We start from the raw sequence: 20,793 nt of genomic DNA, 5'->3' as shown, positions 1-20,793 counted from the left end.
GTGCGGTGAATGTGGCTTTCACAGCGCCAGGTGCTGTGAAAGCCAGGCGGTCTCAACTGGTTGTTGCAAGTAGGGCTTTGTCGAGTGTTTGTGCTGGAGTGTGCCAGTTGAGGGTTTTGCGTGGGCGGGTGTTCAGGCGCAGGGCGATGGTGTCGCAGTGGGTTTGGGTGAGGTGGCGTAGGTCTGAGCCTTTGGGCCAGTACTGGCGGAGCAGGCCGTTGGTGTTTTCGTTGGTGCCGCGTTGCCAGGGGCTGTGTGGGTCGCAGAAGTAGACCTGCAGGCCGGTGTCGAGGGTGAACTGGGCGTGCTGGGCCATCTCGTTGCCCTGGTCCCAGGTCAGTGACTGGGTGAGCGTGTCGGGCAGGGCGGTGATCATGCCGGTGAGCAGTGTGCGGACGTCGAGGGCCTTGTGACTGTCCGGTAGTGGTGCCAGCAGCACGAACCTCGAGGTTCGCTCGACCAGGGTGATCACCGCGCCCTTGCCGGTACCGCCCAGGAGCAGGTCGCCTTCCCAGTGCCCGGGAACGGCCCGGTCGGCGGCGGTGGCGGGACGCTGGCTGATCGGGACCATGCCGGCGATACGGCCCGCGCGGCGCGCCCCGGTGGCCGCGCGGGACCGGCGGCCGGTGCGGCCGCTGCGCAGGTGAGCGGCCAGTTCCCGCCGCAGCTCACCACGGCCTTGGACGAACAACGACTGATAGATCGTCTCGTGACTCACCCGCATAGCCTCATCATCGGGGAACAACGTCGGCAGCATCTGCGAGATCTGCTGGGGTGACCAGTCTGCTTCCAGCAGACCGGTCACCACCGCCGCCAGTTCGCCTGCCAGCAGGTGGGGTTTCGGGCGGCGGCCGCGTTCGATGGCCAGACGCTGGGCTCGGTCGGCCCGGTAGCGGCGAGGCCGGCCGGTGATCGTGGTGCCGGGCCTGGAACACCGCGGTCCACCGCCGCGGCGTACTTCACGGGAGATCGTCGAGGGTGACTTACCCAGGACTTTCGCGATCGCGTCCTGGGTAAGCCCTTGATCCAGACCGTTCTGGATCATCACTCGTTCCTCGCACGTCAACCGGGGCCCTGGCATGAAAGATCTCCTATCAGCTGCCGCTACTTGCAACAACCGATTGAGACCACCCCACATTCACCGCACCTGGCGCTAGCTGATCGAGCCGATGTAGCCGTCCGGTCGCACGCGCACGATCGTGCCCGGTGTCACGTCGTAGATCTCCAGCGCCGGGCCGTCGATCCGGTGCGCGTGCTCCTCGGCGGGCGCCGGGCAGCCGAACGCCAGCGTCGTCCACTGTGGACCCCGGAACAGGTCGAACAGCCGCGTCTTCTCGTCCACCGGCCCGTCCGGGGCGCGGTCACCGGCGACCACCCGGCCCGGCACCGCACGCGAATCGAACGCCAGCGGCCCACCCGCGTAGCTGATCCCGAGCTGCTGGAACTCGCTCCCCCGCCGGTGCGCGTCGGCGTCGCCGTCGGTGTACTTCTTCAGCGAGGCCGTGCTCAGCCCGAGCACCGAAGCCGCCACCGGCAGGCGTTCCGCCTCGTAGGTGTCCAGGTGTTGCGAAGCGGCGAGCTTCCAGCCCAGGTTGACCGCGTCCTGCACGCCGGTGTTGAGCCCCTGCCCGCCGGTCGGCGGATGCGTGTGCGCGGCGTCGCCTGCCAGGAAGACGCGGCCCTCGCGGAACCGCGCGGCGAGCCGGGTGTTCGGCCGCCACACGGTCGACCAGGTCAGGTCGTGCAGCCGGATGTCCATCCCCCCGGAGTACCGGTCGAGCAGCGCCTGCAACCCCGCCAGCGACGGGTCCCCCACCAGCGGCGCGGCGAACTGGAACTGCGCGCCACCCGACAACGGCGTCAGCACGATCCCCTCGCGCGGATCGCGGCTCAGCCCGAACCAGTGGCCGAAGTCGTGGTCCAGCCCGTCGGCCGCGACGTCCCCGAGCAGCATCCGGACCGACTCGTCCGTGCTGCCCTCGAACGGGATCCCGAGCGACTTCCGCACGAAGCTGCGCCCGCCGTCGGCACCGACGAGGTAGTCGACGCGCATCCGCTCGGTGTCGTTGAGCACCACGTCGACGCCGGTGTCGTCCTGGGTGAACCCGATCAGCTCGGTGGCGAGTTCGACGCGCACGCCGAAGCCGGCGAGCCGCTCGCGCAGGATCGCCTCGGTCCGCGACTGGCCGAGCATGCGGCCGTTGGGGTAGGGCACGTCCGGCGTCGGCTCCCGCAGTGCGAACATCACGTGCTCACCGGCGAACTCCCCGGCCACGTAGGTCCGCAGCGGCGGCGGCGCGATCCCGGCGTCGAGCACCGCGTCGACCACGCCGAGGTCGTCGAAGACCTCCATCGTGCGCGGCTGCAACCCGTCCCCCCGCGATCCGGCGAAGAACTCCGCCGCCTTGTCCACCACCCGCACCTCGACCCCGCGGCGCGCCAGGTCGATGGCCAGGGTCAGGCCGGTCGGACCGGCTCCCGCGATCAGCACCCGCATGACTGAATCTCCATTCACTGAATTTAGATTCACTATGGACGCTGCTAGCGTTCGGTGTCAAGGAGGTGGCGGTGACCAGTGCGACCAGCCGCAAGCAGAAGGCGGCGGAAACCGAGGCGGCGCTCAAGGCCGCGGCGCGGCGCGTGTTCGCCAGGCAGGGCTATCTGAACACCAAGATCACCGACATCACGGCCGAAGCGGGCCGGGCCGCGGGCTCGTTCTACAACCACTTCGCGGGCAAGGAGGAACTGCTCGAAGCGCTGCTGGTGGACATGTTCGCCGAGGCCGACGAGGGCGTGACCGAACCGGGCCACGACCAGGACTTCTCGAAGCGGTCGGCGGTGCGCTGGCACGTGGCGCACTTCTGGCGGTTCTACCAGGAGCACCTGCCGGAGATGGTGGCGCTGCGCCAGGCCGCGATGGTCAACGAGGACCTCGGCAGGCGGCTGCGGCAGCTGACCGTGGCGGACCAGCGGCACCTCGGCGGGCACCTGGCGAACGTCGCGAACCTGCCCGGCGACCCGGAACTGGTCACTTCGGCGATGACCGCGCTGATGGACCAGTTCGCCTACACCTGGCTGGTGGCCGGCGGCACCGGCCGCGACCTCCCCGACGACGAGGCGATCGACCTGCTCACCGACTTCGTCCACCGCGCCATCACCGGCGGAACCGCGCTGTCCGGCCAGGCGCTGTCCGGCTAGGCCAGGCGGTTCACCGCGGTGAGGATGCGCTCGTCGGTGGCGGTGAGCGCGATGCGCACGTGACGGCCGCCGCCAGGGCCGTAGAAGGTGCCAGGGGCGACCAGGATGCCGCGCTCGGCGAGCCAGTCCACGGTCTGCCAGGCGTCTTCATCCCTGGTCGACCACAGGTACAGCCCGGCCTCGGAGTGGTCGATCCGGAAACCGCTGTCCTTCAACGCCTTCCGCAGCGACTCGCGACGGCGGGCGTACCGCTCGCGCTGGGCGCCGAGCGCCTCGTCGTCGGTCAGCGCGGCGACCATCGCCTCCTGCACCGGCCGGGGCACGATCATGCCCGCGTGCTTGCGGACCGCCAGCAGCTCGGCCACCAGCTTCGGGTCACCGGTCACGAAACCCGCGCGGTAGCTGGCCAGGTTCGCCGACTTCGACAGCGAGTGCACGGCGAGCAGCCCGTCGAGCCGTCCACCGTGGACGGACGGGTGCAGGATCGACAGCGGCTCGGCGTCCCAGCCCAGCGCCAGGTAGCACTCGTCGGACACCACGATCGTGCCGCGCTCGCGGGCCCACTCGACCACCTTGCGCAGGTGCTCGACACCGAGCACGCGCCCGGTCGGGTTGGACGGCGAGTTCAGCCAGAGCAGCTTGGGCCGTTGCGGGCCGAGCTGGGTCAGCCCGTCGGCGCGGACCACGGTCGCCCCGGCCAGCAGCGTGCCGACCTCGTAGGTCGGGTACGCCAGCTCGGGGATGGCCACCAGGTCACCGGGACCGGCGCCGAGCAGCCGCGGCAGCCAGGCGACCAGTTCCTTGGAACCGATCGTCGGCAGCACCGCGTCCGGCTCGATGCCGTCCACCCCGTGGCGGCGGCGCATCGCGTCGATCACCGCCGCGCGCAACGCCGGGGTTCCGTGCGTGGCCGGGTATCCCGGCACGTCCGAGACCGACGCGAGCGCGTCGCGGACGCCGGCCGGGACCGGGTCCACCGGGGTGCCGACGGAGAGGTCGACCACGCCGTCCGGATGGGCCTGCGCCTTGGCCTTGGCCGCGGCGAGGGAGTCCCAGGGGAAATCGGGTAGGGCGACGCTCATTCGCCCTGCGGGGGAAGGTCTTTGATGAACTGGGGGTCGTGGCTGGTCTTGCCCACCTTCGACGCCCCGCCCGGCGAGCCCAGCTCGTCGAAGAAGTCCACGTTCGCCTTGGTGTAGGGCGCCCACTCGTCGGGGACGTCGTCCTCGTAGTAGATGGCTTCGACCGGGCAGACCGGCTCGCACGCACCGCAGTCCACGCACTCGTCGGGGTGGATGTAGAGCATCCGATCACCCTCGTAGATGCAATCGACGGGGCACTCGTCGATGCACGCCTTGTCGAGCACGTCGACGCAGGGCTCGGCGATCACGTAGGTCACAGTGCTCTCCTGCTTGTGTCTGTTCGGTCTGGCCGCCCGGCCGACATTACGCGGTCGGAAGGGATCCGTGGTGGTGAGGCCACCCTTATTTCAGCGTGGAACACCCCAGATTCCGGAGTCACCATACCCGGGGTATGCGAATCAGCGGGAGCGTCGTTTCCGGTCCTGGTCGCGCTGGTCGCCGGTGATCACGAAAGCCGGCTTCGGCTGGTCGCCGCCGGATTCCGCCTGCTTCGCCCGGACCGCCTTGGTGAAGCTGTCCGCGATCTCATTGACCAGGTCCTCGTTGTGCCGGTCGTCCTTGCGGGAGACGCTCATCTACTCCTCCAGCCAGTCGGCGCCCACGGGCACAATCTAGCCCGTGGAACCTGCGGAAACACTCGAACTCCAGTGTGCACTGGCTTGGCCGCCGGTGACCGGGGAGCGGCTCGGGAACTGGTGGTTGCGCGCGGCGGACGGCTTCACCGGCCGCGCGAACAGCGCGCTGGCCATCGGCGATCCCGGCCTGCCACTGGCCGGGGCACTGGACCGGGTGTGTGACTTCGCCCACTCGCACGGCCTCGATCCCATGGTGCAGACGGTCAAGGGCGGCGCGCTCGAGCCCGCGCTGGCCGATCTCGGCTGGGCGCCGAACGTGGCCCACGAAGCCGGTCACGAGGTGTCGGTACTGCTCGGGCCACCGGGTGGACCAGCGGAAACCTCGCGGATACTGGAGGAACCGACGTTCGGCTGGTGGGAACTGTGCGCGGGGACCAGCGAGCCTTCGGAAGCGGCGCGGCACGTGCTCACCACCGCGCCCGCGCTGGGTTACGGCGTCGCCGAGGTCGGCACCGAGACCGTCGGCGCGGTCCGCGGTGCCGTCGTCGACGACGTGGTGCACGTCTCCCGGTTGGCGGTGCTCCCGGCGTACCGCCGCAAGGGGCTCGCCGTCGACCTGATGGCCGCGGCCGGTGCCTGGGGCGCGGCACGCGGAGCGACCCGCTGCGCACTGCAGGTGTCGGTGACGAACGCCCCGGCGCTCGCGTTGTACGAGCGGCTGGGATTCACCGAGCACCATCGGTACCGCTACTGGGTCCCCGCTGCCGCCTCGTGCGAGGATCGCTCATCGTGAAGGTTGTCGTTGTAGCCGGCGGGGTGGGCGGCGCCCGCTTCCTGCTCGGCGTGAAGGCCGCGCTCGGCCTGCCCCCGATCGGCCCGGCCCCCGAGGGCTCCCCGCACGAGATCACCGCGCTGGTGAACACCGGGGACGACGTGTGGATGCACGGCCTGCGCATCTGCTCGGACCTGGACACCTGCATGTACACCCTGGGCGGCGGGATCGACACCGCGCGCGGCTGGGGGCATGCCGGGGAGACCTGGACGGTCAAGGAGGAACTGGCCGCCTACGGCGCCGAGCCCGACTGGTTCGGCCTCGGGGACAAGGACATCGCCACCCACCTCATCCGCTCCCGCATGCTGCGTGCCGGTTACCCGCTTTCGGCGGTCACCGAGGCGTTGTGCGACCGCTGGCAGCCGGGCGTCCGGCTGCTGCCGATGACCGACGACCGGGTGGAGACGCACGTGGTGGTCGACGATCCGGACGAGGAGGGCGCGCGCAAGGCGCTGCACTTCCAGGAGTGGTGGGTGCGGTACCACGCCGAGCTCACCGCGCATTCGATCGTCGCGGTCGGCGCCGAGGAGTCCGCGCCCGCGCCCGGGGTGCTGGACGCGATCGCCGAGGCGGACGCGGTGCTGCTGGCGCCGTCGAACCCGGTGGTCTCGGTGGGCACCGTGCTGTCCGTGCCCGGCATCCGCGACGCGCTGCGCAAGACCAGCGCCGGGGTGGTCGGTATCTCGCCGATCATCGGCGGGAAACCGTTGCGCGGGATGGCCGACGCCTGCCTGACCGCGATCGGCGTGGAGACCTCCGCGCAGGCCGTCGGCAGGCACTACGGCTCGCGCCAGACCTCGGAGGGCCTGCTCGACGGCTGGCTGATCCAGCGCGGCGAGACCGCCGACGTGCCGGGGGTGGCGGTGCGCCCGGTGCCGCTGCTGATGTCCGATGTGGACGCCACCGCGAAGATGGCGCTCGCCGCACTCGACCTGTCCGGAGTGGACGTTGACTGACCACGCCTCGGCGAAGCTGGAGATCCTGCCGGTCACCGGCCTGCCCGAGTTCCGCCCCGGCGACGACCTGACCGGCGCGATCGCCGACGCCGCGCGCTGGCTGCGGTCCGGTGACGTGGTGGTGGTGACCAGCAAGGTCGTCTCCAAGATCGAGGGACGGCTGATCTCGGTCCCGCGCGACCCGGAGGCCAGGGATGCCGCGCGCCGCAAGCTGATCGAGGACGAGTCGGTGCGCGTGGTGGCCCGCATCGCGCGCACGGTGATCACCGAGAACCGCAACGGGCTGGTGCAGGCCGCCGCCGGGGTCGACGCGTCCAATGTGGACCAGGGCGAGGTGGCGCTGCTGCCGGCCGAGCCGGACGCCTCGGCGTTGGCGCTGCGCAACGGCCTGCGTGAACGGCTCGGCGTGGAGGTGGCGGTGGTCATCACCGACACCATGGGCCGGGCGTGGCGGGTCGGCCAGACCGACGCCGCGATCGGGTCGTCGGGGTTGCGCGTGCTGCACTCGTACGCCGGTGAGGTGGACGAGCACGGCAACGAGCTGGCCGTCACCGAGATCGCGGTGGCCGACGAACTGGCCGCCGCGGCGGATCTGGTCAAGGGCAAGCTGGGCGGTACCCCGGTGGCGGTGGTCCGCGGGCTGGCCATCGAAGACGACAAGTCCACCGCGCGCGACCTGGTCCGCCCGCTGGAGTACGACCTGTTCCGCCTCGGCACCAACGAAGCCATCGAGCAGGGGCGCAAGGAAGCCGTGCTGGTGCGGCGTTCCGTGCGGTCGTTCACCGAAGAACCCGTTGAGCCGGAAGTGATCCGCCGCGCGGTCGGCGTCGCGTTGACCGCGCCCGCGCCGCACCACACGCGGCCGGTGCGGTTCATCTGGGTGCGCGACCAGGCCAGGCGGCGGGCGCTGCTGGAGGCCATGCGCACGCACTGGCGCGCGGACCTGGAGGGCGACGGGTTCACCCCGGAGCAGGTGGAAAAGCGCCTGGCACGGGGGAACCTGCTGTTTACCGCGCCGGAGCTGGTGCTGCCGTTCCTGGTGCCGGAAGGCGCGCACACCTATCCCGACGACCGGCGCAACGCCTGTGAGCGCACCATGTTCACGGTGGCGGCCGGGGCCGCGGTGCAGGGGCTGCTGGTGTCGCTGGCCACCGAAGGGCTCGGCTCGCTGTGGGTCGGCTCGACGATCTTCTCCGCCGACGTGGTGCGCTCGCAGCTCGGGCTCGGCGCCGAGTGGCAGCCGCTGGGCGCGGTCGCCATCGGGCACCCGCTGGACGGCCCGTCCGGCCCGCGCCCACCCCGTGACCTCGACGAAGGGCTGGTCGAACTGTGAGCCTGCACGCCGATACCTTGTCCACTTTGGACAGCTGGAAGGCGCCGACCGCGGCGCAGGAATCGCTGCGGCAGGCGTTCCTCGGCTTCGTCGCCGCCAGGGAGGACACCTGCGCGCGGTCCTGCGAGGCCGGGCACGTCACCGCGTCCGCGGTGGTGCTGGACCACGCCGGGGAGCGGGTGCTGCTGACCCTGCACCCGCGCGTGGGGCGGTGGCTGCAGCTGGGCGGGCACTGCGAACCCGGCGACACCGCACTGGCCGACGCCGCGCTGCGCGAGGCGGCCGAGGAGTCGGGCATCAGCGGGCTGACCATCGACACCGAGCCGGTCCACCTGGACGTGCACCCGATCACCTGCTCGCTCGGCGTGCCGACGCGGCACTTCGACGTGCGCTTCGTGGCGCACGCACCGGAGGGCGCGGAACCCGTGCGCAGCGACGAGTCGGACGACCTGCGGTGGTGGCCGATCGCCGCCCTGCCCGCCGGCTCGGAGGACCTGACCGAACTGATCGCGGCAGCCGTCGACCACGGTTGATTTTGTGTCGACCTTTGTGTCATCCTCTTGCTACAGGGGATGACACAGGGGGAGACATGACCAGCGTGTTCGGGCCGCCGCCGGCGGGGCAGTTCCAGATCGAGTTCGCCCGGGCCTGGCTGCACGGACACGGCATCCACGCTCAGCCGACCCGGTTCGTCGCGATGCGCCTGACCGGGCAGGGGCCGATCCGGTACCAGGAGTTCACCAACCGGCACCCGATCGCGCTCGGCCTGCTCGCCGCGGTGTGGGTTGCGGGCTTTTCCGCCCTCTCGACCTGGGCCCCCGACCACCAGGCCTGGTACTCGACCCTTCTCTACGCCATCTTTTTCGCTATCCGGGTCTGGTTCAACCACGAGCAGGCGGTCGGCGAGCGCCGTCTCGCGGCGACCCTGCCCCGCCGCGTCGCCCGCCCGGTCGCGCCGAAGCTGACCGATTTCCTCAACGGCTGGGTCGCCTGCGCGTTGGTGCTGACCTACCTCGGCGGGTTCGGCATGGCCGCGGGCCTGTTCGCGCTCGGCGAGCTGCCGGCGGGCGGCGTACTGGCCGGGATGACGCTGCTCGGAGTGGCTGCGGCGACCTGGCAGACGAGACGGGCGCTCAACCGCCCGGCACTGGCCGAGGACGCGCTCTCCCTGCTCGTCGACGACCGCCTGCGCGCGGACGAGATGCGCAGCGCGACCTTTCCGGTGATGATGACGTTCGCCTTCGGCGCGACGACGAACTTCACCGATCTGGTCGCCGTCCAGCTCTCCCTGGCCGGGTTGTTGATCACCTCGATGGTGTGCTGGTTCGTCGGCAGACGTCGGCTGAACCGAGTCGGGGAGCGTAGGGTGAGCGCACCATGATGCTCAGCGTGGACGCCCACTCCCCCGTGCCGCCGTACGAGCAGGTGCGGTCGGCGCTCGCCCGGCAGATCAACGACCGCACGCTGCCGGTCGGCACGAAGCTGCCCACCGTGCGGAAGCTCGCCGCCGATCTCGGGATCGCGCCGAACACCATCGCGCGGGCGTACCGGGAGCTGGAGGAGGCGGGCCTGATCGAAACCCGCGGGCGGGCGGGGAGCTTCGTCGGGTCGTCCGGGGACCAGTCACGGCAGCGCGCGCAGGAAGCCGCCGCGGAGTACGCGGGGGTGGTGCGGAAGCTCGGCCTGAGCCAGGGGGAAGCACTGGCGATCGTGTCCGCCGCCCTGGACGGCGGCCGGTCGGCCCAGGGGGTGCCGCGCCTCACCCCGCGCCCGGCGCGCTGACTACGCTCGGGTGCGGTCGACCGGGAGGCGGACATGATTGGAATCTCGCCCACTATGTTGCTGATTTTGCTGGTCCTGTTGGTGGTCGTCATCGGTGTGGTGGTGACGGTGGTACTGGTGATGAACGGGAAGAAGAAGCAGGTGCCGCCCGCGCAGTACCCGTACGGGCAGGGTGGGCAGTACCCGCCGGGCCAGTTCCCGGGTCAGCCGGGCCAGTTTCCCGGGCAGCCAGGCCAATCCGGTCAGTTCCCGGGTCAGCCGAGCCAGTCCGGTCAGTTTCCGGGTCAGCCGAGCCAGTCCAGTCAGTTTCCCGAGCAGCCGGGCCAGTCCGGCCAGTTTCCTGGGCAGCCGGGCCAGTTCCCGGGGCAGCCAGGGCAGCCTGGTCAGCAGCCGCCGGGGCCGCAGTTCCCGGGCCAGCCGGGGCAGCTTCCGCCCGGGCAGTACCCGCCGGGACCGCCCTCGGGCCCGCAGCCTCCGTCCGGCCCGCAGCCGCCGCAAGGCCCACAGCCGCCGCAGGGCCAGTAGCCCCCGCAGCCGAGTGCTGTGAATGTGGCTTTCACTGCCGATTCCGCAGTGAAAGCCACATTCACAGCATCCCCCTACAGGGCCCGGTAGTCCCGGATCGGCATTCTCGGGCCGAATCGGGGGCGCGTCACGCCTGCCGCTTCCAGGTACCGCACGGCCCGCTGCCGTTGCGGCGCGTACGGCGCCAGCACCTCCGCCATGCCCTGGTCGTCCAGTGCGTGCCCGACCAGCGCGTACCCCACGATCGACGGGATGTGGAAGTCCCCGAAGCTGACCGCGTCCGGGTCACCCCAGGCGCGCTGGGCGATCTCCGCGGCGGTCCACACGCCGATCCCGTGGACCTTCCGCAGCAGCGCCCGGCCCTCCGCACCGCGCAGCGAAGCCGCCCGCTCCAGCCGGTGGGCCACCCCGGCCGCCGCCACCAAAGCCGTGCGGCGCTTGAGGTCCACGCCCGCCTGGTGCCACTTCCAGTCCGGAATGGACCGCACCGCCGCCGGTGACGGGGGCACCCGCAGCACCCCGGGACCCGGCCCCGGCGCCGGCGCGCCGAACCACCGGCACAGCTCCCGCCACGACCGGTGCGCCTCGATCCCGGTCACCTTCTGCTCCAGCACCGCGGGCACCAGCGCGTCCCACACCCGCCCGGTCGACGGCAACCGGAGCCCCGGCCGCCGGTGCCGCGCATCCGCGATCACGTCGTGGTGCGCGACAAAACCCTCATCATCATCCGAAGAGCCCAGCAGCTCCGGCACGCCGTCGAGCAACACCGAAGCCCCGGCGCCCCAAGCCATCGCCTCGAACTCACCATCGGACAACCGGCGCAAACCGAGCGTTCCCGGCCCCTCCGGCGTGTTCGCGGTCAGCCACACCCGCCCGGGCGCGTCCCAATGGACAGCCGGGTCCCCGCGCCCCCGGCGCAACGGCGCCAGCACGCGCCGGAAATCCAGCGCGTACGAAGGCCGCCAGCGGCGCGACTCAGGCATCGCTCGAGAACCGCACGGCCCCGTCCGCGATGGTCATCCCCGGCCACACCCGCGCACCGTCGACCAGCTCGCACCCGGCGCCGACCACCGCGCCGTCGCCGAGCACCACACCGCGCAGCACCGTGCCCGCACCGACCCGCGCGCCCTTGCCGAGCACCGAGCGCTCGACCACCGCGCCCTCGCCGACCACCGCGGCGTCGAACAGCACCGAACCGGAAATCCGCGCGCCCGCCCCGATTTCGGCACCAGCGCCGAGCGTGGACCCGTCGGTCAGCACAGCGTCGTCGGCGACCTTCGTGCCGTCCAACACCAGCGCGTCGCCGGTCGGGCCGGGCAGCGCCGAGGTGGGCGCGACCCCGCGCACCAGGTCGGCGGAGCCGCGGACGAACGCCTCGGGCGTGCCCACGTCCAGCCAGTACGACGCGTCCACGAAACCCTGCACGTGCGCGCCGGCTTCGAGCAGCCCGGGAAAGGTCTCGCGCTCCACCGAAACCGGCCGACCGGCCGGAATGGACTCGATCGCCGACCGCTTGAACACGTAGCAACCGGCATTGATCTGATCCGTCGGCGGATTGGGCGTTTTCTCCAGGAACTCGGTGACGCGCCCGGTGGAATCCGTCGGAACCGAACCGAATCGGCTCGGATCGTCAACTCGTTGCAAATGCAAGGTGACGTCCGCCCCGGTGGACCGGTGCGTTTCCACCAGCGCCCCGAGATCCGCGCCGGAAAGGATGTCGCCGTTGAAGATGACCGCGTTGTCGGCGCGGAGCCGGTCGTAGACGTTGCGGATGGCACCACCGGTATCCAGCGGCGTTTCCTCCACCACGTATTCGAGTTCCAGGCCCACCGCGGAACCGTCGCCGAAGTGCTCCTCGAACACTTCGGCCCGGTACGAGGTACCGAGCACGACGTGCGTGATCCCGGCCGCGCGGATCCGCGAGAACAGGTGGGAAAGGTAGGGCACGCCCGCGGTGGGCAGCATCGGCTTCGGTGCGGACAGGGTCAACGGCCGCAGTCGCGTGCCCTTTCCGCCGACGAGCACGACGGCATCGACCCCCGGTGCGGCAGTCATGCGCGCATCCCTTCCTCCCACATTCGCGGAACACCTGGTGACAAACCGCCGGAAACGCTGACGCGAGCGGCCCGGAGGGCCTACCCTAGACAGCACACAGGCGGCCCCGGTTGGAGAGGGCCTCGGGTTAGTCGGGAGGCCGAGGGGATGGACCCCCGCGATCGCGCGGACGCCTTGCTCTCGCGGGCGCGTGCCCGTGGAGCTTTTGTGGTCACACCGGACGACGCGACCTCGCCGATGGACGCGGCCAACACCCAGCAGATCCCCAGATCCGTGGTCGAGGGCATCGACGCGCAGGACCCGGACTCCACCACCCAGGTGTCCGCGGCGACCATCGAGGCCAACGACTACCACCTGGCCAGCCCGGAGCCGACCTCCCGGCTGGAGGCCCCGCGCGGGCCCCGCCCGACCCGGCCGATGCCGCTGCCCTCGTTGTTCGAGGAGCAGCCCGCCGACCCGGTGATCGAGGAGAAGGACGTGGGCGGGCTGATCCCGACCACCACCCAGACCAAGCGCTCGAACCTCTCCCGCCGCCTCGACGGGATCTGAGCCCGAGCCAATGCTATGAGTGGGGCATTACTCGCGTTGAATGCAAGTAATGCCCCACTCATAGCATTCGGGGGTCAGCGGTCGCGCAGGGTGGCCAGCTTCAGCCGGGCCGCCAGGCCCAGCTTCACCGCGGCCAGCACCGGCTTCCACAGCAGGCCGCGGTGCCGGTCGGCCAGGTAGCGGTAGGCGCTTTCGTGGTGCGCCGCGAGCATCTTCGCCGAGGCGCGCTTCGTGGCCTGACCACCGATGTGCATCACCGACGCCGAGGGCGCGTACACGTTCAGCCAGCCCGCGCGGCCCACGCGGTCACCGAGGTCGACGTCCTCGAAGTACATGAAGTACCGCGAGTCGAAGCCGTCCACCGAATCCCACGCCTCGCGCCGGATCAGCTGGCACGAGCCGGAGAGCCAGCCCGAGGTGCGCTCGGCCGGCGTCGCGGTCTCCTGCCGGTACTGCTTGGTCCACGGGTTGCCGCGCCAGACCTTGCCCAGCGCCGCGTGCCCGATGCCGCGGCCGAGCGAGGGCAGCAGGCGCGCCGACGGGTAGACCGTGCCGTCCGGTTCCTGGATCAGCGGGCCGAACGCGCCACCGCGCGGCCAGCGCTCCGCCACCGCGAGCAGTTCGTCGAGCGAACCGGGGTGCCACTCCAGGTCGGGGTTGGCGATGACGATCCAGCCGTACCGCTCGTCCAGTTCGGCGACCCCGCGGTTGGCCGCGCTGCCGTAACCGAGGTTCTCCCCGATGCGCAGCAGGTGCACGTTCTCGCGTTCGGCGGCCTTGTCCAGCGACTCGTCCGAAGCGTCCGTGTCGTTGTCGGCCAGCACCACCCGGACGTCGCGCGCGGTGGCCTTGTCGAGCGTGTCGAGGAACGGTTCCAGTGTCTCGCCGGGGAAGTAGGTCACGACCACGACGGCGAGCTCATCGCCATACTTGGGGTGCACGACAGGACATTGTGCCCTGGTCACCCACCGCTACTGGTGCCCCCCACCGGAGCGCCACGCCAGCCACGCCCGGCCGTACGCCTCGCGGTGCCGTTCGGCGGTGACCGCCCAGGAGAACTCCTTCGCCCGGCGCTGCGCCGCGGCGGCCAGGGTGGACCGGCGGGCCGGGTCGTCGAGCAGCTCGCCGATCGCGGCCGCGACGTCACCGGCGCCGACCCCGCAGTAGGCCACCGCGTCCCCGCCGACCTCGGGCAGCGACAGCCGCCGCGTGGTCAGCACGCAGGCACCGCAGGCCATCGCCTCCAGCACCGGCAGGCCGAACCCCTCGCCGAGGCTCGGGTAGGCGACCATCTCCGCGCCGCCGAGGAACCCGGCCAGCGTGCCGAACGGCATGTACCCGGCCCGGATCACACGCAGCCGGTGCGGCACGCCTTCGAGGGCCTTCTCCACCTGCGTGTCCCAGCCCGGCTGACCGGCGAGCACCAGCGCGGGCGGGTTCGCCCGGCCGGTCATGGCCTTGGCGTACCCGCGGATCAGCGCGGGCACGTTCTTGCGCGGCTCCAGCGCGCCGAGGAAGGCGATGTACGGGGTGTTGCCCAGCCCGATCGCCTCACGGGCCGCGCGCACCTCGTCGGGTGACGGCGGGTGGAACCGCTCGACGTCGACCCCGTGCTGGATGACCTCCAGCTCCGAGGCCCGCACGCGGGTCACCTTCGCCAGTTCGGTGGCGGTCGCCTCGCTCGGCACCACGCACAGCGAGGCCCGCCGCAGCGCGGCCACCGTCCACGCCCGGAAGAAGCGCGCCTTCACGGACGAGTGAAGCACCGCGTCGGTGAAGAAGGTGGCGTCGTGCAGCGTCACCACCGACGCCTTGTTCAGCGCCAGCGGCATCGTGTAGTGCGGTGAGTGCACCACGTCCACGCCCAGCCGCCGCGCCAGCATCGGGAGCGTGGTCTGCTCCCAGGTCAGCCGGGCGGTCCTGGTCGAGGTGGATTCGGTGGCCGGGAGCACCCGGGTGTTCGGCGCGAGCTGGGAGTACAGCCGGAAGTCACGGGGCTGGCAGACCACGGTGATCGGGGCGCCGTCGGCGTCCAGGGCGGCGACGAGCGAATCGACGTAGCGGCCGACACCCCCGCGGTCCGCGGGCACGGCGGTGGCGTCGATCAGCACACGAGGTTCACCAGGTACCACGCATGCAGCGTACGGCCGTTCAACTGGCGTGGGGTGGGGAACCACCAAACTCGGGGCCTGGCTCGGGCAAAGCCGTCGTATGCACTGCCCAGAGCGCCCGGCCCGCCGACCGCCAACTGAATTCATCCGATCGGGTCAAACCGCTGGTCCGCATGGTCGCGGAGAGCGACGGCGAGCCGAGCACCTCCCGCAACGCGGCCGCCAGCGCACCGACGTCGCCGCTCGGCACCACGCGGGCCGCGCCCCCCGAAACCTCGACCAGCGCGGGCACGTCCGAATGCACCACCGGGACGCCGGCCGCCATCGCCTCCAGCACCGGCAGCCCGAACCCCTCGGCGAGGCTCGGCATGGCGAGCACCGAGGCCCCGCGCAACGCGGCCGCCAGTTCGGCGTCGGTCAACCGGCCCAGCACGCGCAGCCGGTCGGCGGGCAGGCCGTGCAGGCGCGCGAGTTCGGCCGGGTCCAGCTCGCCCCAGCCCGGCTGACCGGCCAGGAGCAGCGGCGGGCCGTCGAACCGGGCCATCGCCTCGATCAGCAGCCCGATGCCCTTGCGCGGTTCGACGGTGCCGATCGCCAGCACGTATTCCGCGGGCAGGAGCAGGTCGACCGGTTCGCTGGGCAGGTCGGTCACGCCGTGCCCGATGACGTGCACCGGCGCCTTGCCCGCCACCCGCGCGCCCAGGTCGTCGGCCACCGCCTGGGTCGGCACCACCAGCGCGTCCGCCCGGCGCGCGGCCCGCGCGATCACCGACTGGTGCCAGGAGACGCCACGCGGGGTGAGCGTCTCGGGATGCGTCCACGGCACGGTGTCGTGCACGGTCACGCTCAGCCGCCGGCCACGCGGCGCCCGCGGCGGGGCCAGCGGCGTGGTCGCGTGCACCGCGTCGCCGCCCGGCCACCAGGGCACCCCCAGCTGCCAGGCCGCGACCAGCGCCCGCGGCGGCAGCGCGAGCACCCGCGGGCCGTCGACCCCGGGCACCCTGGCCGCTTCGACGTCACCGTGCCGCGCCACCACGCTCGACAGCGTCCAGCCGTCCGGCACGGTCTCGGCCAGCGCGCGCAGCAGCTCGGCCGTGTACCGCCCGGTTCCCCCGGGAACGGGCGCGAGCAACTGCTCCGCGATGACCACCAGCTCGGGCACCCGCCTATTGTGCTCAGCGTGTCATCCCCGCCCCGCAGCACGGTCGTGGTCGTCACCTGGCGCGGTGCCGGGCACCTGACGGACTGCCTGGCCGCGCTCGCCGCCCAGGACCGTCCACATCGGACGCTGGTGGTGGACAACGCGTCGGACGACGGGACCGCCGCCCTGCTCGCCGCGCACCCGGCCGCGCCGGAGGTGCTGCGCCTGCCCCGCAACACCGGGTACGCCGGTGGCATCGCCGCCGCGTTGCCGCAGGTCAGCACGCCTTTTGTGGCCTGGCTGAACGACGACGCCGCGCCCGGCCCCGGCTGGCTGGCCGACCTGGAGGACGCGCTCGACGCGGCCCCGGACGCGGCCGCGGTGACCTCGACGCTGGTGCTGCCGGACGGCACCACGCAGTCGACCGGCGTCCGCCTCACCGCCGACGGCCACGGCGCCGACCACACCGAACCGGCCGCCGAGGTGTTCGGCTTCTGCGGTGGCGCGGTGCTGCTGCGGACCTCGGCCCTGCGTGCCGCGGGCGGGGTGCCCGCGAGCTACTTCTGCTACTACGAGGACGCCGACACCGCCTGGCGGCTGCGGCTCGGCGGCTGGCGCGTGCTCGGCTCGCCCACCGAGGTCCGGCACCTCCACGGCGCCAGCACCCGGCCCGGCTCCCCCGCGTTCCACCGCTGGAACGAGCGCAACCGCCTGCTCACCCTGCTCCGGTGCGCCCCGGCCGCGGTGGCGCTGCGCGAGCTGGCGCGGTTCGCCGTGCTCACCGCGCTGCTGCCGATCAAACGGGATGTTCCGGACGCGGCCAACTTCCGGCCGGGGCTCCGGCTGCGCGTGCTCGGCGAGGTGGTGCTCCGGTTGCCGGGCACGATCGGGGCCCGCCGGCGGATCGGCGCGCGTGCCACGATCGGCCGAGGTGCGGTCTGGCGCAGGTGGGCGGGCGGTTAGGCTCTGGGAAACCCCAAACCGAAGGAGTCCGGTGTTGACCCAAGGCGCGCTGCCCGTGGTCTCGGTGATCGTGGTCAACTTCCGGGGCGCGGACGACACCATCACCTGCCTGCGGTCCCTCGCCGAGGTCGACTACCCGCGACTGGAGCTCATCTGCGTCGAGAACGCCTCCGGTGAGGCCGAGCGGATCAGGGCCGCCGGGGTGCCCGGGGTGAAGCTGGTCGAGTCGGCGGAGAACCTGGGCTTCGCCGGTGGGTGCAACCTGGGCGCGAAGCACGCGACCGGCACCGTGCTCGCCTTCCTCAACAACGACGCCCGCCCCGATCGCGACTGGGTGCGCGCGGCGGTCGCCGAACTGGCAGGCGACCCGCGCGTGGGCGCGGTGGCCAGCAAGGTGCTCGACTGGGACGGCACCGGCACCGACTTCGTCGACGGCGGGCTGACCTGGTTCGGCATGGGTTACAAGCGCCACGCGGGCGGACCGCTGGCCGACGTGCCCGCCGCCGAGCACGAGGTCGCCAAGGACGTGCTGTTCGGCACCGGCTCGGCGATGTTCGTGCGCACCGGGGTGTTCACCGAACTGGGTGGCTTCGACGAGCGCTTCTTCATGTTCTACGAGGACGTCGACCTCGGCTGGCGGATGAACCTGCGCGGCTGGCGCGTGCGGTACGTGCCGGAGTCGGTCGCCTACCACCGCCACCACGGCACCATGGCCGCCGTCGACGCGCCGGACACCGGCCGCGAGACCTTCCTGCTGGAGCGCAACGCACTCGCCGCGCTGTACAAGAACCTCTCCGACGAGACGCTGGCGCGGGTGCTGCCCGCGGCACTCGCGCTGACCGTGCGCCGCGCCACCGCCCGCGGTGACATCGACGCGACGCAGCTGGACCTCCAGCGCGGCGTCGGTCCGGTCGAGACCGACCCGGTGGCCGTGCCCCGCACCTCGCTGGCCGGGGTGCTCGCGATCGACCAGTTCGTCGAGCTGATGCCGTCGCTGGCCGAGTCCCGCGCGGTCGAGCAGGCCGCGCGCGTGCGCACCGACGCGGACCTGATTCCGTTGCTGCGCAAGGCTTTGGAACCCGCGTACCCGCTGCCGCGGTACCTGGACGCGCACGAGATCCTGGTCAAGGCGTTCGGCATCGAGAGCGTGTTCGGGCAGCGCCGCAAGGTACTGGTGATCACCGGCGACGCGATCACCGAGCGCATGGCGGGCCCGGCGATCCGCGCCTGGAACATCGCCGCCTCGCTGGCCGGTGAGCACGAGGTCCGGCTGGTCACGGTGAACCCGCTGGCGGACCCGCCGCCGGCGCCGTTCGCGGTGAGCGCGGCCAAGCGGCGCGACCTGGCCGAGCCGGTCGAGTGGGCGGACATCGTCATCCTGCAGGGGCACGTGCTGGAGATGGCGCCCCAGCTGAAGAAGGCGGACTCGACCAAGATCGTGGTCTGCGACCTCTACGACCCGATGCACCTGGAACTGCTGGAGCAGGGCCGCGGCGTGCCGGACGACAAGCGGGCCGCGGACCTGGTCGGGGTGACCAGGGTGCTGGAGGCCCAGCTCGAACGCGGGGACTTCTTCCTCTGCGCGTCCGAGCGGCAGCGGTTGTTCTGGCTGGGGCACCTGGCCGCGATGGGGCGCCTCTCGCCGCGCCTCTACGACGCCGACCCGACCACGCAGTCGCTGCTGGCGGTGGTCCCGTTCGGGCTGTCGCCGGAGGCCCCGCGCCGCACCGGACCGGGCCTGCGCGCGAACGTGCCGGGCATCGCCGAGACCGATCACGTGGTGCTGTGGGCGGGCGGGGTGTACAGCTGGTTCGACCCGCTGACCCTGGTGCGTGCGATCGACCGGCTGCGCGAGCGCCGTGGTGACGTGCGGCTGGTGTTCCTCGGCATGAAGCACCCGAACCCCGAGGTCGCCGAGATGGACATCGGCGCGCGGACCATCCGGCTCGCCGACTCGCTCGGGCTGACCGGCAAGCACGTGTTCTTCAACGAGCAGTGGGTGCCCTACGGCGAGCGGCAGAACTGGCTGCTCGACGCCGACTGCGGGGTGACCACGCACTACGAGCACGTGGAGACCACCTTCGCCTTCCGCACGCGGGTGCTGGACTACCTGTGGTCCGGATTGCCGATCGTGACCACCGACGGCGACGCCTTCGCCGATCTGGTGCGGGCGGAGAAGCTCGGTGTCGTGGTGCCCGCGGAGGATTCCGAGGCACTGGCGGACGCGCTGGAAAAGGCGCTGTACGACACGGAATTCGCGAACGCCGCGAAGGAGCGCATCGCCGAGGTGGCGCAGCGGTTCGCCTGGCCGCGGGCGCTGGAGCCGTTGGTGGAGTTCTGCCGCGACCCGCGTCCGGCCGCGGACCGGCTGCCCGGCGCGAGCGATCTGGCGCCCTCGGATCCGTTGCGCGGCGCGGAAGTCGTCCGCAGAGACCTGGCGCTGGTGAAGGAGTACCTGGCCGACGGCGGGGTGCGCGAGCTGGCCAAGCGGGTCGGCGGCCGGGTGCTGAAAGTGGCTCGCCGCAATGGCTGACCGACCCCTGCGCGTCCTGCTCGACGGCACCCCGCTGCTCGGGGTCCGCACCGGCATCGGCCACTACACCGCTTCCCTGTCCGAAGAACTCGCCTCACTGTCCTCTGTAGACACCCGCGCGGTGGCGTTCACCTTGCGCGGCTGGCGGAAACTGCGGCGGGTGCTGCCGCACGGCGTGCGCGCGCGGGGCATGCCGGTGGCCGCCCGCCTGCTGCGGCGGTCGTGGGTGCGCAGCAACTTCCCGCCGGTCGAACTGTTCGCCGGATCGACGGATGTGGTGCACGGGACCAACTTCGTGCTGCCGGGCATCGCGCGCGCGGCCGGCGTGCTGACCATTCACGACCTGGCGTTCATCGACGCGCCGGAGGAGCTGTCACCGTCCGATGCGGACCTGCCGGTCCTGGTCCGGCGGGGTGCCGCGCGCGCCGACGTGATCTGCACGCCGACGGCCGCGGTCGCCGACGCGGTGGCTTCGCGGTTCGACGTGCCGCGCTCGAAGATCGTCGTCACGCCGCTGGGCGTGGACCCGGCGTGGTTCACCGCGCGGCCGTTGTCGAAGGAGCAGCGCGAACGGCTGGGGCTGCCGTCGGAGTACCTGCTGTTCGTCGGCGCGGCCGGGCCGCGCAAGGGCCTGCCGTGGCTGATGGAGGCGCACGCGGCGGCCGAGGACCTGCCGCCGCTGGTGTTCACCGGGCCGGGGAAGTTCGACCTGTCGGAGCGGTCGACGCACCTGGGTTACCTGCCGCCGGTCGACCTGCGCTCGGTGGTCGCCGGGGCGGCGGCGCTGGTGCTGCCCTCGCGGGACGAGGGTTTCGGCCTGCCGGTGCTGGAGGCGATGGCGTGCGACGTGCCGGTGGTCTGCACGGACATCCCGGCGCTGGCCGAGGTTTCCGGGGGGTACTCGCACCTGGTGCCGTACCGCGAGGTGGACGCACTGGTCGAGGCGCTGCGGTCCGCCGTCTCGGACCCGCACGCGGCGTCCACTTCGGTCTCGCGCCGCGCGCACGCCGCGAGCTACACGTGGCGCCTCTGCGCCGAGAAGACCGTCGACGCCTACCGCCAAGCCGCCGCCCGCTGACAGTGTCACGAATGTGGCTT

Annotated in this window: 21 protein-coding genes; 11 read left to right on the top strand and 10 right to left on the bottom strand. The window is 71.9% G+C overall.

The window, feature by feature from the left end; all coding sequences use genetic code 11:
• Positions 1-52 precede the first annotated feature (52 nt).
• Positions 53-1,081: an IS30 family transposase gene (locus tag JYK18_RS17450; RefSeq protein WP_277992167.1), complete on the bottom strand. Its 1,029-nt coding sequence runs from the start codon at positions 1,079-1,081 to the stop codon at positions 53-55.
• 72 nt (positions 1,082-1,153) lie between these two features.
• Positions 1,154-2,497: an FAD-dependent monooxygenase gene (locus JYK18_RS17445; protein WP_206803042.1), complete on the bottom strand. Its 1,344-nt coding sequence runs from the start codon at positions 2,495-2,497 to the stop codon at positions 1,154-1,156.
• Positions 2,498-2,568: 71 nt separating this feature from the next.
• Between JYK18_RS17445 and JYK18_RS17440 the strand changes: the two genes are divergently transcribed.
• A complete protein-coding gene (locus tag JYK18_RS17440) occupies positions 2,569-3,198 on the top strand; it encodes a TetR/AcrR family transcriptional regulator (RefSeq protein WP_206803041.1) in 630 nt (209 codons plus the stop codon).
• Here the strand turns inward: JYK18_RS17440 and dapC are convergent.
• From dapC to JYK18_RS17425, 3 genes are all read right to left on the bottom strand, one after another.
• Positions 3,195-4,280 carry a succinyldiaminopimelate transaminase gene (gene dapC / locus JYK18_RS17435; RefSeq protein ID WP_206803040.1) on the bottom strand — a complete coding sequence of 362 codons (1,086 nt, stop codon included), beginning with the start codon at positions 4,278-4,280 and terminating at the stop codon, positions 3,195-3,197. The two genes, JYK18_RS17440 and dapC, sit on opposite strands and share 4 nt — an antisense overlap.
• Positions 4,277-4,597 (bottom strand): ferredoxin, encoded by a 321-nt coding sequence (gene fdxA, locus JYK18_RS17430; RefSeq protein WP_153035717.1) that lies wholly within the window; start codon positions 4,595-4,597, stop codon positions 4,277-4,279. Before fdxA ends, dapC begins: the two co-directional genes overlap by 4 nt.
• A gap of 141 nt (positions 4,598-4,738) precedes the next feature.
• Positions 4,739-4,915, bottom strand: coding sequence for a hypothetical protein (locus tag JYK18_RS17425; protein WP_206803039.1), 177 nt, complete (start codon positions 4,913-4,915; stop codon positions 4,739-4,741).
• Between the two features lie 43 nt (positions 4,916-4,958).
• Here JYK18_RS17425 and JYK18_RS17420 point away from each other — a divergent pair, with 43 nt between their 5' ends.
• Genes JYK18_RS17420 through JYK18_RS17395 form a run of 6 tightly spaced genes read left to right on the top strand, consistent with a single transcriptional unit; the run spans position 4,959 to position 9,818 of the window.
• Positions 4,959-5,708 (top strand): N-acetyltransferase, encoded by a 750-nt coding sequence (locus tag JYK18_RS17420; RefSeq protein WP_206803038.1) that lies wholly within the window; start codon positions 4,959-4,961, stop codon positions 5,706-5,708.
• A complete protein-coding gene (gene cofD, locus JYK18_RS17415; RefSeq protein ID WP_206803037.1) occupies positions 5,705-6,703 on the top strand; it encodes a 2-phospho-L-lactate transferase in 999 nt (332 codons plus the stop codon). The genes JYK18_RS17420 and cofD overlap by 4 nt, the downstream gene beginning before the upstream one ends.
• A complete protein-coding gene (locus tag JYK18_RS17410; protein WP_206803036.1) occupies positions 6,696-8,036 on the top strand; it encodes a coenzyme F420-0:L-glutamate ligase in 1,341 nt (446 codons plus the stop codon). The genes cofD and JYK18_RS17410 overlap by 8 nt, the downstream gene beginning before the upstream one ends.
• The gene (locus JYK18_RS17405; protein WP_206803035.1) at positions 8,033-8,569 is read left to right on the top strand and encodes an NUDIX hydrolase; all 537 of its coding nucleotides are present in this window, start codon (positions 8,033-8,035) and stop codon (positions 8,567-8,569) included. Before JYK18_RS17410 ends, JYK18_RS17405 begins: the two co-directional genes overlap by 4 nt.
• A 56-nt stretch (positions 8,570-8,625) precedes the next feature.
• A complete protein-coding gene (locus tag JYK18_RS17400) occupies positions 8,626-9,417 on the top strand; it encodes a hypothetical protein (protein WP_206803034.1) in 792 nt (263 codons plus the stop codon).
• Entirely contained in the window at positions 9,414-9,818 is a 405-nt protein-coding gene (locus JYK18_RS17395; RefSeq protein ID WP_206803033.1) for a GntR family transcriptional regulator, read from the top strand. Before JYK18_RS17400 ends, JYK18_RS17395 begins: the two co-directional genes overlap by 4 nt.
• A 599-nt stretch (positions 9,819-10,417) precedes the next feature.
• Here JYK18_RS17395 and JYK18_RS17390 read toward each other — a convergent pair.
• Both JYK18_RS17390 and JYK18_RS17385 read right to left on the bottom strand, forming a co-directional pair.
• Positions 10,418-11,326, bottom strand: coding sequence for a DNA-3-methyladenine glycosylase (locus tag JYK18_RS17390; protein WP_206803032.1), 909 nt, complete (start codon positions 11,324-11,326; stop codon positions 10,418-10,420).
• The gene (locus JYK18_RS17385) at positions 11,319-12,398 is read right to left on the bottom strand and encodes a sugar phosphate nucleotidyltransferase (RefSeq protein ID WP_206803031.1); all 1,080 of its coding nucleotides are present in this window, start codon (positions 12,396-12,398) and stop codon (positions 11,319-11,321) included. The genes JYK18_RS17390 and JYK18_RS17385 overlap by 8 nt, the downstream gene beginning before the upstream one ends.
• A 147-nt stretch (positions 12,399-12,545) precedes the next feature.
• Here JYK18_RS17385 and JYK18_RS17380 point away from each other — a divergent pair, with 147 nt between their 5' ends.
• Complete coding sequence (locus JYK18_RS17380; protein WP_206803030.1) at positions 12,546-12,947, top strand: hypothetical protein; 402 nt, start codon at positions 12,546-12,548, stop codon at positions 12,945-12,947.
• 74 nt (positions 12,948-13,021) lie between these two features.
• Here the strand turns inward: JYK18_RS17380 and JYK18_RS17375 are convergent, their stop codons facing one another.
• Genes JYK18_RS17375 through JYK18_RS17365 form a run of 3 tightly spaced genes read right to left on the bottom strand, consistent with a single transcriptional unit; the run spans position 13,022 to position 16,220 of the window.
• Entirely contained in the window at positions 13,022-13,888 is an 867-nt protein-coding gene (locus tag JYK18_RS17375) for a glycosyltransferase family 2 protein (RefSeq protein ID WP_206803029.1), read from the bottom strand.
• A gap of 30 nt (positions 13,889-13,918) precedes the next feature.
• Positions 13,919-15,058, bottom strand: coding sequence for a glycosyltransferase family 1 protein (locus JYK18_RS17370; protein WP_206804298.1), 1,140 nt, complete (start codon positions 15,056-15,058; stop codon positions 13,919-13,921).
• Between the two features lie 40 nt (positions 15,059-15,098).
• The gene (locus JYK18_RS17365; protein ID WP_307795934.1) at positions 15,099-16,220 is read right to left on the bottom strand and encodes a glycosyltransferase family 1 protein; all 1,122 of its coding nucleotides are present in this window, start codon (positions 16,218-16,220) and stop codon (positions 15,099-15,101) included.
• Between the two features lie 18 nt (positions 16,221-16,238).
• Here JYK18_RS17365 and JYK18_RS17360 point away from each other — a divergent pair, with 18 nt between their 5' ends.
• From JYK18_RS17360 to JYK18_RS17350, 3 genes are read left to right on the top strand one after another with little or no spacing between them, the layout of a single operon-like run.
• Positions 16,239-17,162 carry a glycosyltransferase gene (locus tag JYK18_RS17360; protein WP_307795933.1) on the top strand — a complete coding sequence of 308 codons (924 nt, stop codon included), beginning with the start codon at positions 16,239-16,241 and terminating at the stop codon, positions 17,160-17,162.
• 34 nt (positions 17,163-17,196) lie between these two features.
• Positions 17,197-19,695: a glycosyltransferase gene (locus JYK18_RS17355; protein ID WP_206803026.1), complete on the top strand. Its 2,499-nt coding sequence runs from the start codon at positions 17,197-17,199 to the stop codon at positions 19,693-19,695.
• Positions 19,688-20,773 carry a glycosyltransferase family 1 protein gene (locus tag JYK18_RS17350; protein ID WP_206803025.1) on the top strand — a complete coding sequence of 362 codons (1,086 nt, stop codon included), beginning with the start codon at positions 19,688-19,690 and terminating at the stop codon, positions 20,771-20,773. The genes JYK18_RS17355 and JYK18_RS17350 overlap by 8 nt, the downstream gene beginning before the upstream one ends.
• The last annotated feature ends 20 nt before the right edge of the window (positions 20,774-20,793 follow it).

The sequence above is a fragment of the Amycolatopsis sp. 195334CR genome (assembly GCF_017309385.1).
In the GTDB taxonomy this organism is placed as follows: Bacteria; Actinomycetota; Actinomycetes; order Mycobacteriales; family Pseudonocardiaceae; genus Amycolatopsis.
This window is presented reverse-complemented; position numbering and strand designations above follow the sequence as displayed.